Below are 14653 nucleotides of genomic sequence, written 5' to 3' on the forward strand. Positions count from 1 at the left end.
CCTGATACCAACCACCGCGCCATGTTAGGCGGCGGCATTCGGGCACGACAAGACGTGCGGCGCCGCGAACGGCTTTGCCGCTGCGGTTCCGCTCGTTAATGTCACCGGCCGAAATATTGAATCCGCAGGGGCGTGCCGCGTGCTGACAGGCGAATTAAGAAGCAAGATCGACGCCATCTGGAACGCATTCTGGGCGGGGGGCATCGCGAATCCGATCGAGGTGATCGAGCAGATCACCTATCTCCTGTTCATCCGCGGCCTGGACGAGCTCCAGACCCGCGAGGAGAACAAGGCCGCCATGACGCGCAAGCCCATGGGCCGCGTCATTTTCCCGGCGGGGGTCTATCGCAAGGACCGCGACGGGTCCGACGTCACCTATGACGAGCTGCGCTGGTCGCGGCTGAAGAATGCCGAGCCGGCGCGCATGTTCACGCTGATGGCGGATTTCGTCTTCCACCAGCACGTCATCGCTCGACATCGCGGCGATGAGTTGGGTTCCAGCCTGATAGATCTTGCCTTCAAAGCAACCCATCGAAGCGAGTGCAGGCCGGTAAGGCAAAGGCTCGTTCATGATGGCCTCCGGACGCGCCATGCAGATCGGGGCAGAGTCTTGAGAGCAGATCGCCCTTGACTCCTTACCGACCGGTAAGTAATTAAGTTGCGTCTGCAGGGCGGCAGACCGTGCCCTCAGGAAGCGCCATGAGCCGTTCCATTCCGATCAAGCAACTGCCGCGGGCCAGCGACGGCGAGCGCCGTGCGGAGAATGTGCGGCGCATCGTTTATGAGCGCGCGCTCCATCTCTTCGACAGCAAGGGATTTCGCGCCACGTCCATGAACGACATTGCCGAGGCGTGCGGCGTCAGCAAACCCGCGATCTACCATTACTATCGCAATAAATCGCATTTGCTGGAGACCCTCTACGAGGATGTCACCGCCGAATTCTTCATGACCATGGAAAAACTTGCCCGTTCACCGGATGACGCAGCGACGCGTCTTTACCGGTTGATCGAGCTACAGACACTCTACAACATCGAAAATCGACGCTTCCTCATCATTTTCTGGCGCGAGCGCCACGAGTTCGATCCCGCATCCCGCAGGTCACTGGCGGCGCGAGAGCGCGAGTTCGAGGCGTGGGTCCAGCATGTGATCGAGGAAGGGCAGGCAGCCGGCGAGTTCCGTCGGCAAGACCCAAAGATCGCAATGATGGGCATCCTCGGCCTGCTCTCCACCGTTCATCGCTGGGCGCCTCACGCCGGCGCCGCACCGGCGGCCATCGCCGACGAACTCGGTCGCCTTGTTCTCGATGGACTGGCCGCGGTGCCGGATGCTGCCGGGCGGGCGGCAGCGCAACACGAAAAAACGACATCGCGCGCGCCGACACGGCGGAGACGCACAACAAAAAACATTGCGGAGGACGACCACGGTGGCAACCAGGATGTTGGAAGCTAAGCGGATACTCGTCACGGGTGGTGGAAGCGGGATCGGGGCGAGCGTGGCGGCCGTTTGCGCCGAGGCCGGTGCGAGGGTCGCTGTTCTCGATATCGACCCTGCGAAGGCCGAAGCGGTGGCCGCCACGCTTGCGGGCGCGGGCCATGCCGGGCTTGCCTGCGACGTGTCCGTCGCTCGCTCGGTGGAGAAGGCGTTCTCTAGGGTGACGGAGGCGTTCGGCGGCATCGATGGCGTCGTCAATTGCGCCGGCATTTGGCGCCCCGCGTCCGACGGCCCGATCACCCGCGTATCCGACGAGACCTGGGATCGGATCATCGCGGTCAATCTCACCGGCACCTTCTATGTGTGCCGGGCAGCGGTAGGAGCCATGGAGCCAAATGGCTCCGGCAGCATCGTGACCATCGCCTCGGTCGTAGCCGTTACCGGTTGGGACAAGCTCAACGCATATTCCGCGTCCAAGGGCGGCGTGCTGGCCCTCTCTCGTGCGCTCGCCATCGAATGCGGGCCCAAGAATATCCGCGTGAACTGCATCTGTCCGGGGGTGATCGAGACCCCGATGACCGAAAAGACCTTGGCCCATTCCAAGCCCACTGTGCTGCCGATCGGCCGGCTCGGACGTCCGGAGGACATCGCGCGCACGGCGGCGTTCCTTTGCTCGGACTGGTCCTCTTTCACGACCGCGTCCACGGTGATGGTCGACGGAGGCTTCAGTGCAGCATGAGCATGGCGGCTTGCCATATCTCTTGTCCGACGTGGTCGCGGACAACGTGCGCTGGGTTCCCGACGAGCCAGCGCTGATCTTCAACGGCCGGACGCGGACCTGGCGCGACTTCGCCCGAGACATGGCTGCGATCCAGAACGGCCTTGCGTCCCTCGGTGTCAAGCACGGCAGCCGCGTCGCCGTGCTCGACCGCAACAGTGACGACTACGTCCTGCTCGGCTATGCCCTTGCGGGCATGGGAGCGGTCCTCGTCCCCGTCAACATGTGGCTGCGGGCGCAGGAAGTCTCCTACATCCTCAACAACGCCCAGCCCGTCCTGGTCGTGACCAGCGAGGAGTTCGCCGACCTCGCGCTGGAAGCGATCGAGCCGTTGTTCGACAAGCCGCGGATGGTCTTGCGGGGTGCGGAGCGCTCGGGGGTAGTGACCTTTGCGCAGATGTGCACCATGATTCCGGATGGTCCGGTGTCGCGCGCCCGCACCTGGGACGATCCCCATCTCGTGCTCTACACGTCCGGTACGACCGGCCGGCCCAAGGGCGCCATCATCTCTCACCGCCGCACGATCCTGGATGCGCTCAATGCGCTTCCAGTCTTCGGCATCCGGCAGAGCGAGCGGTTTTTCTGCTACATGCCGCTCTTCCACACGGGTGCATGGGATTATCTCAAGCTCTACTTCATGCAGCGCGGGGCCGCCGTAATCGCGGAACGGTTCGAACCCGAGAGCGCGGTCAAGCAGATCGAGACCCACCGCTGCAACGGCATGTTTGGGGTGCCTCTGGTGCTTCGCCAGATGACGGAAGCCAAGGCATGGGCGACCAGCGACATGAGCTCCATGCGGCTGATCGCCTATGCCAACTACGATCCGTCGACACTCATCCTGAAGATCGTGGACGCCTTCCGTGCGCGTGGGGCCGAGAACATCGGCATTGCGAACGCGTATGGCCTGACGGAGGGCGGCCCCTACATTTGCATCAACCGTCCGGAAGAGGCGCTGCGGCAGCCCCTTTCCATCGGCCGCCCCGTTCCGGGCGCGCAGGTCGCGTTGCTCGATGAGGCGATGAACGAGGTGCCTTCGGGGGAGTTGGGTGAAATCTGCATCCGCTCGCCCGCGCTCATGAGCGGCTATCTCAATCGCCCCGAAGCGACAGCGGAGGCCTTCGCCGGCGGATGGCTTCACACCGGCGACCTGGGGCGGGCGGATGCTGAAGGGCTCATCCATCTCGTGGATCGCAAGAAGGACATGATCCGTTCGGGCGGCGAGAACGTCTTCGCCAAGGAAGTGGAACTGACTCTCATCTCCCATCCGCGGGTCCGGGACTGCGCCGTATTCGGTCTTCCGGACGACGATTATGGCGAGCGCGTCGTTGCCGCCATCGTGGCCGATGCGGGTGAGGAGCTGACCGCGCAGGAGCTTATCGACTTTGTGCGGGCCCGCATCGCGGGCTTCAAGGCGCCCCGGCAGGTTGTGTTCATGGCGGAGCTGCCGAAGACGCCAGCTGGAAAAATAAAGAAGCACGAAATCAAGAAGAAGCTCTCGGAAGTCGCGGCCTGACCGCTACCCGAAAGAGCTTTCCATAATAACCGGGAGGAAATCATGCGAAAGATAATCGCCACGCTATCGTTGTGCGCCTTGGCGTCCGCCCCTGCCTTCGCACAGGAAATCGCCATTGGCGATCTCCACCCGATCACCGGGCCGGCCACCTTCTACGGCCTTCCGGAAAGCCGTGCCATCCAGCTCGCCGCGGAACAGATTAACGCCGCCGGCGGCGTGAAGGTCGGCGACAAGGCCTACAAGCTGAAGGTCGTCACGGAAGACGATCAGGCCAGCCCGACCGTCGGCGTTGCCGCGCTGCGCAAGCTGATCTCCGCCGATGTCCGCTACATCATCGGTCCGCTCGCGAGCGGCGTCGCTCCTGCGCTCAAGCCCATCATTGAGCGCAATGAGAATGTCACGCAGCTCATCGACGGCTCGATTGCCGACGATTTGACCAACGGCAAGAATATCTTCCGGAACCAGGCCACGGTGAGCGGCTACAATTTTGCCGTCACCGAGTTGTTCAAGGATCGGAAGTTTCCCTCCCTGGCGGTGATGACCGACCGCTTCCACGCCGGCTTCATGGGTTCGCAGCCCAAGCTCACGGCTGACCTCAAGGCGCTGGGCGCCAACGTGCTGGGCGAAGAGTTTTACAAGCTCGGCGACACCGACTTCTCGGCCGCGCTCACCAACCTCAAGGGCAAGAACCCGGCGGTGCTGCTGATCCGCGGCTACCCTGCGGAAGGTGCGCTCATCACCAAGCAGGCCCGCCAGCTGGGCTTCAGCGGCCAGATCATCTGGGAGATGGTCTCGCCACCATCGACGGTGCTGAAGAACATTCCGGCTGCGGAGATGGAAGGCGTGTTCAATGCCATCCCACCTACCACGGAAGACTACATCAAGCTTGAAGACCCCAAGGCAATCGCGCTCGCTGCAGCCTACAAGGCCAAGTTTGGCGACGCACCGGGCGAACTCACCATCCTCAGCTATGACGCCGTTCACATCCTGAAGGCGGCGTTCGAGAAGGCCGGTTCGATAGACAATGCCGCTGTCAACGCCGCCCTGCGCAAGCTCAAGGTGGCGGACATTCCCGCTCTCGTGACCCGCTACACCCCCCAGCCTGACGGGCGCCTGTTCGACGACAAGGGACAGGTCGACCTGCGCGGCGTGGTCAGCGTTTGGAAGGGCAACGGGTGGCAGCCACTCCTCAAGGCCTCGCAGTGACCGGCTGATTCAACGGAGGCGCCTGTCATGCTTGAACTGCTGCCGCAGCAGCTCGTGAACGGAATCGCGCTAGGCTCGACCTACGCGTTGGTCGCGCTCGGGCTGACGCTGATCTTCGGGGTGCTTTTGATCCCGAACTTTGCCCACGGCGAATTCTATATGCTGGGCGCCTTCATCACCTATTCTCTCGTTGCGGCGGGCTTCAATTTCTGGCTCGCCATGGCGACGTCGGTGATCTGCGTCATGGCGCTCGGCTGCCTGGTCGATCGGCTGGTGTTCCGGCCGATCGAGGATGCGCCGGCGCTGTCCTTGATGATTTCTGCGCTCGCCGCCTCCATCATCCTCCAGCAGATCGCGACGCTGGTGTGGGGCACCGAAGCCCGCACCATTCCCGCTCCGCTCGCCGGCGTCGTCCGCACCCCTCTGTTTTCCATCACCCACATGCAGCTCGTCGTGCTGGGTGGCGTCGCATCAGCCTTCGCCGCGGTCTGGCTGGTGCTGCATCGCTCGCGCCTCGGCCTGGCGATCCGTGCCACCGCTCAGAACCGGGATGCGGCGCTGCTTATGGGTATAAGCATGTGGCAGGTTCGATACGCCACATTTGCGATGGGTGCCGCGCTCGGCGCGATCGCCGGTGCACTGCTCGGCGCCACGTTCCCGATCTATCCCACCATGGGGGTCAATCCGGTTCTCAAGGCCTTCGTGGTGCTCGTCATCGGCGGCATCGGCAGCCTTTGGGGAGCGGTCGCGGGCGGGCTCTTCCTCGGCGTCGCCGAAGTTTTGGTGGCGGGCTACGTGTCGAGCGAGCTGCAGGACATCGGTGCCTTCGCGATCCTGGTCCTGGTGTTGATGCTGCGCCCGCAGGGCCTGTTCGGCCGCGCGCAGATGGAGCGCTGATATGACCGGACACAAACTTCCTCTCGTGCTCGCCGTCGCTTCCATCGTCTTCGCCGCCGCGGCTGCCGCCTGCCTCGTCCTCGATGACTACCTGCTGTATGTCGTCACCATCGGCGCGATATTCGCGTCGCTCGCCGTTGCCTTCGATGTGCTGCTCGGCTTCACCGGCTATCTGTCCCTTGCGCACGGTGCACTTTATGGGCTCGGGGCCTATACCTGCGCGCTGTTGACCGCCCGCTACGGACTGCCGTTCTGGGTGGCGCTGCCGCTCTGCGGAATCGTCGCCGGGGCGGCCGGCGCCCTCATCGCTCTCGTCGCCTTCCGCACCAAGGGACTGTACTTCGCGGTCCTCACGCTGGGCATCGGCCTCATCGGTCATCAGCTGTTTCTGGTGCTGTCCCCCTGGACGGGAGGCATCGGCGGCTTCGTGGGCATTCCCGGACCGGAGCAGCCGGCATGGCTGGCGGTGCGCAGCACCAGCTATTTTGCGCTGCTGGCCCTCCTGCTGCTGCTGGTCACCTTCGTGTGCGCCCAGTTTTTCGTGCGCTCGCGTCTCGGGGCAGAGTGCCTGGCGGTCCGCGAGGATCTCACCCTGGCCCAGGCGCTGGGCATCCGCGTCGGCGCGGCGCGGCTTGCAGCCTTCACCTTCAGCGCGGTGTTTGCGGGGTTCGCAGGCGCACTTTTCGCCGCCATCTCCTCGTTCGTCGCGCCGGAGAGCTTCACGGTTCTGGGCACCGGCTTCCAGCTTGTCGCGCTGGTGGTGGTGGGCGGAATGGGCACGCTGTGGGGGCCGATCCTCGGGGCGGTTCTGTTAACCGCGCTGCCCGAGGCCCTGCGCGTCGCCGCCACCATGAGCTTGCTCGCCTACGGGCTGCTGCTGCTCGGCTTCATCATCTTCGCCCCGAAGGGCATCGCCAGTATCGCGACCCGCCTCGTGGCCGCCATGCGCCGCCCGGGGAGCACGCCATGAGCCTGCTTCAGATCCGCAACATCGAAGCCCGCTTCGGCGGTGTGGTCGCCCTGGGCGGGGTAACGCTCGACGTACCGCAAGGCCTCGTCTACGGCCTGATTGGCCCGAACGGCGCCGGCAAGACCACGCTCATCAACATGGTATCCGGCCTCATCGCCCCCACGAGCGGCGACATCGTCTTCGACGGCGCGCACGGACCCTGGCCAATCGCCCAGGCCGTGCGACGCGGCATCGTGCGGACGTTCCAGCAGACACGGGCTTTTCTGGGCCTGACAGTCCGTGAGAATCTGCGCATCTCCAGCGTCCACGCCCCGGACACGATGCATATCGACGAACTGGTTGAGGCATGCGGCCTCGGCGACGTGCTGGACCGTACCGCGCGAGACCTTCCGTACGCCACGCTGCGCCATCTCGGCATCGCGCTCGCGCTGTCGCTGAGGCCGCGCCTGCTTCTGCTCGACGAGCCGGCGGTCGGCCTCACGCCCGGGGAGGTGGACCGCCTTGGCGAGCTGGTCCGGCGCTGGAACGCGGCGGGGATCACCATCCTGCTGGTCGAGCACAACGTGCGCTTCCTCATGGACGTGTCTGATCACGTCGCAGTGCTCGACCGCGGCCGCGTGCTGTTCGAGGGCTCGCCGGAGGCGTGCCAGCGAGAAAGCCGGGTGATCGACGTCTATCTCGGACGCAGGAGCGGCCATGCTGAGGATTGAAGGCCTCACCGCCGGCTATGGCCGTCTCGAGGTGCTACACGACGTGAGCCTCGCCGTGCCTCTCGGTATCCCCACGGTGGTCATGGGGGCCAATGCGGCCGGCAAGACCACCTTATGCCGCACGATCACCGGCCTCATCCCCGCGCGCGGCGGCGTCGTCGGCTTCGATGGCGAGGACATCACCCGCCTCGGCTGCGCCGAGCGCGTGCGCCGGGGCGTCGCTCTGGTGCCCGAGGGCCGGCAGGTGTTCGGCGAGATGACGGTGCGGGAAAATCTTCGACTGGGCGCCTACATCCATGGCGAGCCCCGCCCTGCGGACTACGAAACGGTGTTTGGCCTGTTCCCCATCCTGCAGGAGCGGGAGAACCAGCGCGCGGGCCTGATGTCCGGTGGCGAACAGCAGATGCTGGCGTTGGCGCGCGCGCTGATGTCGCGCCCGCGCATGCTGCTGCTCGACGAGCCGAGCCAGGGCCTCGCCCCGAAGGCAGTGGAGCAGGTGGGACTTGCGGTCAATGCCATCGCGCGCACGGGCGTCGCCATCCTTCTTGTCGAACAGAATCTCGCCCTCGCGCAGATGATCGCCCGCCATGCCGTTGTGCTGGAGAACGGACGGTGCGTCGCCGAGGGCCCGGCCGACCAAATCATGTCGTCCAGCGCGATCCAGGACAGCTATCTGGGCAGAAGGGGAAACTGAGCCATGCCATACGAGAACAAGTTCGTGAAAGTGGAGGTCGATCGTGGTCTGGCGCGCGTGACGCTCGACCGCCCCTCGGCAAACGCGGTCAGCCTTGAGGTCTATGACGAACTGCGCCGAACCTTCCACCGCCTCGGCGAAGATCCGACCATGCGGGTCGCCGTCTTCACCGGCGCCGGCAAGGTCTTCTGTGGCGGCAATGACGTGAACGACTTCGTGGACCTCGACTTCGACCAGGCCTCCGAGTATCTCGCCCATGTCCGTTTGACCTTCAACGCCATGTACGACTGCCCCGTCCCGATCATCGGGGCCATCAACGGCGGCGCCGTCGGCACGGGCATCGTCCTCGCCTCGCTGTGCGACGTGCGCATCGCCTCCGAGAAGGCGAAGTTCGCATTGCCTGAGATCGACGTCGGCGTCCTCGGCGGTTCGCGCCACGTGATGCGCCTCGCCGGGCAGGGCATGACGCGTATGATGATGTATACTGGCCGGCGCGTTTCGGCCGACGAGGCGCTTCAAGCGCATATCGTCGATCAAGTGGTGCCCCCCGAGGACCTGATGTCGACCGCCATGGCGCTCGCCGAAGAGATCGCCAGCAAGAGCCCGCCGGCAATCCGCCTCGCCAAGCTGGGACTCAACCGCACTGAGTTCATGACCCTGAAGGAAGGCTATGAATTCGAATGCACCCTCACGGCGGCAGTGCGCCGCACGCCCGAGGCCAAGGAAGGCGCAGTTGCCTTTCTCGAGAAGCGGACCCCGTCCTATGCGATGAGGGGCTGAGCGACATGTTCGAGATCGAGCGTGATGGCGACGTCGCCATTGTCCGTTTCGCGAACCCGCCGGTGAATGCCGTGAGCTTTGCCGCGTGGCGCGAACTGCCGGGCCTTGTGGGAGGGTTGGAGCGTGCGGAAGTGGCCGCGATGGTCTTCACCGGCCTGCCAGGCCGCCACTTCTGTGGCGGCAACGATTTCCGCGAATTCTCGACCTTGACGCCGGAGGAGACGCTCTCAGGTACAGGAGCCGTGCGCGACGCCATTCGCGCGGTGCGCGAATCGTCGATTCCCGCCATCGCCGCCATCCATGGGGCGGCGATGGGCTCAGGGCTGATGCTCGCCTGCGGATGCGACATCCGCATCGCAACCGCGGATGCGCGCCTCGCGCTTCCAGAGGTGAAGGTAGGCGCATTCGGCGGCTACAGGATCGTGCGTGAGGTTCTGGCGCAGGGCGAGGCGCGCCTGTTGACCTATACTGGGCGGCCGCTCACCGGGGCGCGGGCCCATCAGATCGGCCTCGTCCAGGAACTCGCGGATACCCCCGAGGCAGCTCTGTCACTTGCTGTCGAACTCGGCCGGGAAATGGCGGCGCTGCTGAAGGGCCGCCTTCGCGCCGGGATCAAGGACTGCCTGAACCGGGAGGATGCTGCCGACCTGTGGACGGCGTATGACTTTGAGCGGGACCTGGCAGCCGAGGTGATGGGCCGCGCAAGCGGATGACCTGGAAACAAGGCGCCCATCTCTAATCGCACAACCAACCAGCGCCACGCGCCGACGTTCTCGTAGCGCCCCCGCATGGCCTGCCCGCAGGTCGGATCGGACCGGCGCCGTGGTTCCCGTGCCACGGTGCAGTCTTCCCAGCTTTCCCCCGAGGCTGATCGGCTCCAGGCCGGCCACGATCCTGGCGTTCAGGACATTGGGGTCAATGGGATCAATCTGAGCTGGCGGGGCATAGACATCAAAGTGGCGAAGGCCACCAACGCGAAGAGGACGCGGCGCGCTTGATGATCGTGGCCCCTGAAGCTTTTCGGGTTCGGCTGCCTGCGGACCCTTCCGAGTGCAATGCTCCCCGCATCGCGGCCTATGACAACAGCCACGGCAGAAGCGTCGCGATCTGGGGAAAGAAGATCAGCAGCAGGATATCGAAAACGAGCACGGCGATGAACGGCAGGATGGCGATGGCCACCCGCTCGACGGACACGCCGCTGATGGACGAGATCACGTAGAGGTTGAACCCCAGCGGAGGGAACAGCAGGCCGAGCGCGGAATTCTGGGCCAGGATGATGCCGAAGACGATCGGATCGATGTGGAGCTGCTGCATCACAGGCAGGAATACGGGGACCACCACGAGGATGGTCGAGATGCCCTCGAGCATGATGTGCAGCACCGTCATCAATATGTTCATCAGGATCAGGACGACGTAGGGGTTGCGGGACCATTCGAGGATGATCGCGCTGATCTGCTGTGGCCCCTGGAACATGGCGATGACCCAGCTCAGGAGCGTGGCGGCGGCAATGATCAGCGTCACCCGCGAGGCGCTTAGGGCGGCCTCCAGCAGCACCTTGTAAACGTCGCGTGGGCGCAGGCTGCGATAGATAAAGAGAGACACGATCAGCGTGTACATGACGGCGATCACGCCGGATTCCGAAGGCGTCGTGATGCCGCCGAGAATGGTCGAGAGGATGAGGACCGGAATGACGAGGGCCGGCAGGCTCTCCCAGAGCGAAGCGAGGAAGGCGCGCCGGCCGACCCAGTCCTCCTTGGGATAGCCCCGCCGAACCGCCGTGACGTAGATGATGAGGCTGAACGAGGCCGCCACCAGCAGGCCTGGCAGGAAGCTGTGCAGGAACAGGCTTCCCACCGAGATGCCGGTGACCCACGCATAGACGATCATGGTGGAGCTGGGCGGGAACATGAGGCCGAGCGAACCGGCCGCGGCCTGCAGGGCCGATGCGAACTCCAGCGAATAGCCGCGCCGTGTCATCTGCGGGATCATGATCGAGCCCAAGGCGGCGCTGTCGGCCACCGCCGACCCGGAGATGTCGGCGAAGATCACGCTGGCGCCGACATCGGCAATGCCGAGGCCGCCTCGCATCTGGCCGAAGATCGCCGTCACGAATGTCGCCAGCCGCGCGGCCATGCCGCCCCAGACCATGATGGCGCCGGTCAGCATGAACATGGGGATCGCCACCAGGACGACGCTGGAGGTGCCGTCGAAGATGCGCTGAGGCACGATATCCAGCGGGATCCCCGTCGAATTGAGGACGAGCACCGAGGTGAAGACGAGCGAGAAGGCGATCGGCACGCCGATGGCCATGGCGGCGAGCATGGCGACGACAAGCACCAGGTACACAAACGGCCCATCCATCGTCAGGTAGGCCAGCCCGTAGAAGACCGCGCAGGTGAGCAGGACGAGGGCGAGATCCAGCAGCCGCGGCCGCCGGACCAGGAAGTTGCGCAGGGCGAAGATGATCATGAGGCCGGCGGAAAGCGGGATCGTCGCATATGCCCACCCCTGGGAGATCGGCAGGGAGGTCATGTCGAGCGCCGCAGAATTCTGCGCAGCGGTCCAGCCATAGATCAGCAATATGAAAAAGATGCTCAGCAGGCCACCGAGCCCGATGGCGCCCAGCCGCCAGCGCATCGTCGGACCGACGCGGTCCAGCAGCATCTCAATGCGCGCGTGGTTGTCATGCCAGATGCCGGAGGCGGCGCCGAGGAAGGTGAGCGCCGCGAAGAGATAGCTTGCGATCTCGTCGGTCCATGGCAGCGCGGCGTCCATGGCATAGCGTGAGAAGACGCCGGTCGCCATGCAGCCGCCCAGCAGGACGAGCGCGGCCACCAGGGCCGCGTCGCACAGCCGGCCCAGCAGGCAGCATCCCCGATCCAGCAAGGCGCCGATGGCGTGCGCAGGAACAGGGACCGCAGCGGCATTCGAGGCGATATTTTCGGTCATGGCGTCTCATCCTTCGCTTCGATGGCCGCTGCCCGCTGGATCGGCCGGCGCGGGACAGGCCGGCGCGCGGCCTGCTACTTGTCGGCGAGCGCCGCCTTGAGATTGTCTTCGCCGACCACGGGCGCCCACTTGTCCCAGACCGGCTTGACGGCCGCGATCCAGGGCTCCAGAGGCGGCTCGGTCACCTTGACGCCGCGCGACGTCAGGTCCGAGAAAGCGGCATTGTCCGTGGCCTGGTAGGCATTGCGTTCGGCGGTGACGGCGGCCGCAGCGGCCGCGCGGACCTTGGCCTGCTGCTCCGGCGTCAGCCGGTCGAAGACCTTCTTCGAGATCACCACCGGCGACATCAGCACCTGCCAGCGGACGAGCGCGTAGTAGGGCGCCACTTCGTAGAATTTGGATGCGAGATAGTTGGTGTTCGCGGCCTCGGCGCCGTCCACCACATGGGTCTGCAGGGAGGTGTAGAGCTGGCCATAGGGCAGCGGCACCGGATTGGCGCCCAGCGCGCGGAAGGTGTCGATGTTCATCGGGCTCGGCACGACGCGGACCTTCATGCCCTTGAAGTCGGCCAGGGTGGTGATGGGGCGCTGATTGTTGAGCACGTTGCGCACGCCGGCCTCAAAATAGCCGAGGAGCACCAACCCCTTCTCGGCCAGCTTTTCGTCCGCGCTCTTGCCGATGGGGCCATCGGCGACCTTGTAGGCCTGCTCGCGGCTCGCGAAGAGAAACGGCAGGTCGAAGATGCGGATCACCGGGGCGTAGTCGGCAATGGTCGCGCCGGCGACGACCGCCATCGAGATGGTGCCGGCCTGCACGCCCTTGACCGAACTGGCCTCATCACCCAACTGCCCGCTCGGGAAGATCTGCACCTTGATGGCGCCGTCGGTGCTCTTCTCGATTTCGTCGCGGAACTTCTCCAAGCCGATCTGATAGGGCTCGCTCGGAGCGGCACCGTGAGACAGGCGCAGAGTGATGGGCGCCTCGGCGGCGTGGGCCGCGATGCCCGTGGAGACTGGCATGGCCAGCAGCGTCAGTGCGAACAAGGCGGCGCCGCGTCTGGAAAGATGAAGGTCCATTATCGTTTCTCCTGTGGGACGAGCAGTCATGGACTCAACGGGCGGGGTCGTGCTCCAGGCCGACCGACCGCGCCGCAGCAAGAATCTGGTTCCATGTGACGCGATCGATGGGCAGGCCGGCAACGCGGCGGTCCTCCCGGTATTTCCGCTCCGGGTCGCCCGGCAGCTTCACCCGCGAAGGTTGGCCATTCTCGTCCGACTGCACCCAGGCGACCAGCGCGTCGGTCTCGCGCGCGAAATGCTCCACGGTGCCCAGGCGCTCGGGGGAGATCAGGATGGTCAGCATCGAGTTGATCAGTTCCGGCCGCGTCTTCGGGCGGGACTGCGTGATGCCGCCCACCAGCGCCGCGCCCAGAAGCTCGGCCGCGAGGGCAAAGCACCACCCCTTGTGTTCGCCAAAGGTGGTCAGCGCGCCCTTCGGTACGCCGAAGATGTCGCCGGGATCGAGGCTGGTCTCGCCCTGGCTGTCGAGCAGGATGCCGGGGGGGAGCTTTTCGCCCTTGTTGTGGGCCACGCGTACCTTGCCGATGGCCCATCGGCTGGTCGCCATGTCGATGATGATGGGCTCGGCGCCGGCACGGGGAATGCCGATTGCGATGGGATTGGTGCCGAGACGGGCGACCTTGCCGCCGAACGGGGCCACCTGTGGCTCGCTCAGCACGTTGACGAAGTGCAGCGAGACCAGGCCGGCTGCGACGGCCTGCTCGGCATAGGCCCCGATCCGCCCGATATGGAAGGCGTCGCTCAGGCCCACCAGGGCCAGTCCTGCCACCCTCGCCCGCTCGATGCCAAGGCACATGGCGTCGTGGGCCATGACCTGTCCGACACCGCGTTGGCCATCCGTCATCAGGATGGCCCCCAGGTCACTGACGGTGCGGAGGGACTGATTGAGCTTCAGCTCCCCGTTCTGCGCGCTGTCCACATAGGTGGGGAGCATGCCAATGCCGTGGGAATCGTGACCGGCCAGACTTGCCTCGACGAGGTGCGACGCCAGCAGGGAGGCCTCGCGGGGAGACGATCCCGCGGCGGCAAATATCTCGGCGACGAAGGCCTGCACGGTCGGTGCGGCCAACTGAAGGGATTTGGTCATCGGTCCCCCGAATGGTGCTCGGATCTGGAGGGCGCTTTGCACGCTCTGTCTGGCCGCAGCTGTCGATTTAGATCAGATCACAACGTCGCCACTTACATTGACATATGATCAAATATACGGTCAACTGAGCTGAGATTGGTTTCTGATTAAAAAGTAGACACGACATAGGCGATCGACATGCCGTTCTTGGAAATCAACGACTTCAGCAAAGATCTATCCGTACGAAGCAGGGTGGTTGCGAAAGCAACTGCGGCCGTATGCGACGTATATGCCGTTTCAGAGGAGATCGTGTCCGTCTACTTCATCGGATTTGATCAAAATTCATACGGACATGCGGGGAAATTTCCCGCAGATGCCGATAAAATGCGCATTTTCATAAAGCTTCATGCCTACCCGCGCGGGTGGGATCTCAGGAAAGAGCTGGCTCAGCGCCTGACCACGGAGGTCTCAGTCCTTTATGGGGTGCCCGCATCCAAGGTCGCCATCTACTTTTTTGATCGAAACCCGAATGAAGTCTCCCATGGGGGCACCCTTCAGGGCGGTGCGTAATTTGATCAAA

The 14653-nt window shown here is 64.6% G+C and carries 15 protein-coding genes; 12 read left to right on the forward strand and 3 right to left on the reverse strand.

What is annotated here, in order from left to right; translation table 11 throughout:
• Positions 1–139 precede the first annotated feature (139 nt).
• From A37E_RS27705 to A37E_RS0113180, 11 genes are all read left to right on the forward strand, one after another.
• Positions 140–631 carry a type I restriction-modification system subunit M N-terminal domain-containing protein gene (locus tag A37E_RS27705; RefSeq protein WP_029557004.1) on the forward strand — a complete coding sequence of 164 codons (492 nt, stop codon included), beginning with the start codon at positions 140–142 and terminating at the stop codon, positions 629–631.
• 68 nt (positions 632–699) lie between these two features.
• Complete coding sequence (locus A37E_RS0113135) at positions 700–1449, forward strand: TetR/AcrR family transcriptional regulator (protein WP_081837576.1); 750 nt, start codon at positions 700–702, stop codon at positions 1447–1449.
• Positions 1436–2170 carry an SDR family NAD(P)-dependent oxidoreductase gene (locus A37E_RS0113140; RefSeq protein ID WP_029557006.1) on the forward strand — a complete coding sequence of 245 codons (735 nt, stop codon included), beginning with the start codon at positions 1436–1438 and terminating at the stop codon, positions 2168–2170. Before A37E_RS0113135 ends, A37E_RS0113140 begins: the two co-directional genes overlap by 14 nt.
• Positions 2160–3722 carry an AMP-binding protein gene (locus tag A37E_RS0113145; protein ID WP_029557007.1) on the forward strand — a complete coding sequence of 521 codons (1563 nt, stop codon included), beginning with the start codon at positions 2160–2162 and terminating at the stop codon, positions 3720–3722. Before A37E_RS0113140 ends, A37E_RS0113145 begins: the two co-directional genes overlap by 11 nt.
• Positions 3723–3764: 42 nt before the next feature.
• Positions 3765–4928 (forward strand): ABC transporter substrate-binding protein, encoded by a 1164-nt coding sequence (locus tag A37E_RS0113150; RefSeq protein WP_029557008.1) that lies wholly within the window; start codon positions 3765–3767, stop codon positions 4926–4928.
• Positions 4929–4955: 27 nt separating this feature from the next.
• The gene (locus A37E_RS0113155) at positions 4956–5825 is read left to right on the forward strand and encodes a branched-chain amino acid ABC transporter permease (protein WP_029557009.1); all 870 of its coding nucleotides are present in this window, start codon (positions 4956–4958) and stop codon (positions 5823–5825) included.
• Between the two features lies 1 nt (position 5826).
• On the forward strand, positions 5827–6795 hold the full coding sequence (locus A37E_RS0113160; RefSeq protein ID WP_029557010.1) for a branched-chain amino acid ABC transporter permease: 969 nt from the start codon (positions 5827–5829) through the stop codon (positions 6793–6795).
• Positions 6792–7505 carry an ATP-binding cassette domain-containing protein gene (locus A37E_RS0113165; protein WP_029557011.1) on the forward strand — a complete coding sequence of 238 codons (714 nt, stop codon included), beginning with the start codon at positions 6792–6794 and terminating at the stop codon, positions 7503–7505. The genes A37E_RS0113160 and A37E_RS0113165 overlap by 4 nt, the downstream gene beginning before the upstream one ends.
• Positions 7492–8199 carry an ABC transporter ATP-binding protein gene (locus tag A37E_RS0113170; RefSeq protein ID WP_029557012.1) on the forward strand — a complete coding sequence of 236 codons (708 nt, stop codon included), beginning with the start codon at positions 7492–7494 and terminating at the stop codon, positions 8197–8199. Before A37E_RS0113165 ends, A37E_RS0113170 begins: the two co-directional genes overlap by 14 nt.
• A 3-nt stretch (positions 8200–8202) precedes the next feature.
• Positions 8203–8979 carry an enoyl-CoA hydratase-related protein gene (locus A37E_RS0113175; RefSeq protein ID WP_029557013.1) on the forward strand — a complete coding sequence of 259 codons (777 nt, stop codon included), beginning with the start codon at positions 8203–8205 and terminating at the stop codon, positions 8977–8979.
• Positions 8980–8984: 5 nt separating this feature from the next.
• A complete protein-coding gene (locus tag A37E_RS0113180) occupies positions 8985–9692 on the forward strand; it encodes an enoyl-CoA hydratase/isomerase family protein (protein WP_029557014.1) in 708 nt (235 codons plus the stop codon).
• 361 nt (positions 9693–10053) lie between these two features.
• On the opposite strand, the gene A37E_RS0113185 is transcribed toward A37E_RS0113180, so the two are convergent.
• The 3 genes from A37E_RS0113185 to A37E_RS0113195 all read right to left on the reverse strand — a co-directional run bounded on the left by A37E_RS0113185 (position 10054) and on the right by A37E_RS0113195 (position 14094).
• Positions 10054–11928 (reverse strand): TRAP transporter large permease subunit, encoded by a 1875-nt coding sequence (locus A37E_RS0113185; protein WP_051679000.1) that lies wholly within the window; start codon positions 11926–11928, stop codon positions 10054–10056.
• Between the two features lie 74 nt (positions 11929–12002).
• Positions 12003–13004 (reverse strand): TRAP transporter substrate-binding protein, encoded by a 1002-nt coding sequence (locus tag A37E_RS0113190; protein ID WP_051679001.1) that lies wholly within the window; start codon positions 13002–13004, stop codon positions 12003–12005.
• 34 nt (positions 13005–13038) lie between these two features.
• Positions 13039–14094 (reverse strand): malate/lactate/ureidoglycolate dehydrogenase, encoded by a 1056-nt coding sequence (locus A37E_RS0113195; protein ID WP_051679002.1) that lies wholly within the window; start codon positions 14092–14094, stop codon positions 13039–13041.
• 177 nt (positions 14095–14271) lie between these two features.
• Between A37E_RS0113195 and A37E_RS26905 the strand changes: the two genes are divergently transcribed.
• Positions 14272–14643: a hypothetical protein gene (locus A37E_RS26905; protein WP_029557018.1), complete on the forward strand. Its 372-nt coding sequence runs from the start codon at positions 14272–14274 to the stop codon at positions 14641–14643.
• Positions 14644–14653: the final 10 nt, after the last annotated feature.

It is taken from the genome of Xanthobacter sp. 91, from assembly GCF_000702385.1.
Taxonomy (GTDB): domain Bacteria; phylum Pseudomonadota; class Alphaproteobacteria; order Rhizobiales; family Xanthobacteraceae; genus Xanthobacter; species Xanthobacter aminoxidans.